Source organism: Actinacidiphila epipremni (assembly GCF_012034175.1).
Taxonomy (GTDB): domain Bacteria; phylum Actinomycetota; class Actinomycetes; order Streptomycetales; family Streptomycetaceae; genus Actinacidiphila; species Actinacidiphila epipremni.
Genome location: NZ_JAATEJ010000062.1, coordinates 1 through 1,860, shown reverse-complemented (window position 1 = coordinate 1,860; position 1,860 = coordinate 1). Strand labels below are relative to the sequence as shown.

Genomic DNA, 1,860 nt, shown 5'->3' with positions numbered 1-1,860 from the left:
CCGCCTTCACGCCAGGGCGAAGTAGCGCAGCCAGAGGTAGAGGGCGGACACCGCGAGGGTGGCGGCGGTGACGACGAGGCCGTAGCGGGTGAACTGCCAGAACGTGATGGGCTGGCGGGCGCGCTCGGCGATGCCGAGGACGACGACGTTGGCGGAGGCGCCGATGGCGGTGGCGTTGCCGCCGAGGTCGGCGCCGGCCGCGAGCGCCCACCACATGACGTGGTGCGCGTCGCCGCCCAGCGAGTGGACGAGGTCGGCGGTGACCGGGGCCATGGTGGCGACGTAGGGGATGTTGTCGACGACGCCGGACAGGATGCCGGAGGCGCCGAGCATGAGCATGGAGCCGCCGAGTTCGCGGTCGCCGACGGCGTTCGCGAGGGCGTCGGAGACCTGGGAGATGACGCCGGTGTCGATCAGGCCGCCGATCATGACGAACAGGCCGGCGAAGAAGGCCAGGGTGGGCCATTCGACCTCGGCCAGGACCTCGCCGGTCTCCACGGTGGAGATCGCGACCAGGAGCCCGGCGCCCAGCAGCGCGACGATGCTGGGCGCGAAGTGCAGCACCGGGTGCAGGACGAAGCCGGCGATGACCAGGGCGAGGACGGCGAGGCCCTGGACGAGCATCCGCGGGTCGCGTACGGCCTCCCGCTCGTCGAGGGCGAGCACTTCCGCCGCCCGGTCGGCGTCGTGGACGAAGGCGCCGCGGAACATCACCCGCGCCAGGGCGACGAGGACGGCGACGAGGACGGCGGCCAGCGGCGCGAGGTGGACGAGGAAGTCGTTGAAGGTCAGGCCCGCCCGGCTGCCGATGATGATGTTCGGCGGGTCACCGACCAGGGTCGCTATGCCGCCGATGTTGGACGCGAACACCTCGACGGTCAGGAACGGGGCGGCCGGCAGCGCGAGCCGTTCGCAGATCAGGAGGGTGACGGGGGCGACGAGCAGCACGGTGGTGACGTTGTCCAGCAGCGCGGAGGCGCAGGCGGTGATGACGATGAGCATCGCCATCACGCGGAACGGCCGGGCCCTGGCCTTCTTGACCGACCAGATCGCCAGGTACTCGAACAGCCCCGTGCGTTTGAGCACGCCGACGATCATCATCATGCCCATCAGCAGGAAGATGACGTTCCAGTCGATACCGGAGTCCACCGAGTAGAAGGCCGAGGTGTCGTCGGTCGCGCCGACCAGCAGCATCAGGCCGGCGCCGCCCAGGGCCGCGGCGACACGGTGGACCTTCTCGCTGATGATCAGGGCGTAGGTTCCGGCGAAGATCGCCACGGCGGCCCAGCTGTGCCAGTCGTTCATGTCACCCTGAGGAGTCGTTCGAGGAGGTGGGAGGCGGTGATCACGCCGAGCGTGCGGGCGCTGCCGGGCGCCTGGCGCGGGCCGGCCCGGTCGACGACCGCGACCAGCGGGCTGCGCTCGCGGGCCATCACGGCGGCCACCTCCAGCGCGGTGTCGTCGGCGTCGCACACGGCGGGGCGCTGCTTGTCGCGGGGCAGGCAGTCCGCGACGGACCGGCCGGCCAGTGCCTGGCAGAGCCGGTCGGCGTGCTTTTCGTCGACGACGGCGGCGAGCGCCGGGTCCTCGACGACATAGGGCGGCACGAGGATCGCGACCAGCCGGGACGCCGGCAGCACCGCGTGCGGCGCCCCGTCGCCGTCGACCACCAGCACGCCGGGGAGCCGCCCGGCGGCCAGCAGCCGTGCCGCCTCCAGCGCGTCGCTCTCCAGCGGGACGGTCGGGTATTCCTCGGCGAGTTCACGCGCGCGCATCGCCGGCCTCCTTCGTACGGGCCGCGGGCACCGCAGCCCCGGCATCGGCCAGAGTCTGCCCGCGACCGGCACCGGGAGCGTCCTC

The 1,860-nt window shown here is 72.4% G+C and carries 2 protein-coding genes; both read right to left on the bottom strand.

From position 1 onward, the window contains the following. Nucleotides 1-6 precede the first annotated feature (6 nt). On the bottom strand, nt 7-1,305 hold the full coding sequence (locus HCN08_RS34400; protein WP_167987302.1) for an ArsB/NhaD family transporter: 1,299 nt from the start codon (nt 1,303-1,305) through the stop codon (nt 7-9). Further along, a complete protein-coding gene (locus HCN08_RS34395) occupies nt 1,302-1,775 on the bottom strand; it encodes a CBS domain-containing protein (RefSeq protein ID WP_167987300.1) in 474 nt (157 codons plus the stop codon). The genes HCN08_RS34400 and HCN08_RS34395 overlap by 4 nt, the downstream gene beginning before the upstream one ends. Nucleotides 1,776-1,860: the final 85 nt, after the last annotated feature.

Coding starts and splice junctions, on each gene's coding strand:
- HCN08_RS34400 (WP_167987302.1), bottom strand. CDS start 1,305: ATGAACGACTGGCACAGCTGGGCCGCCGTGGCGATCTTCGCCGGAACC.
- HCN08_RS34395 (WP_167987300.1), bottom strand. CDS start 1,775: ATGCGCGCGCGTGAACTCGCCGAGGAATACCCGACCGTCCCGCTGGAG.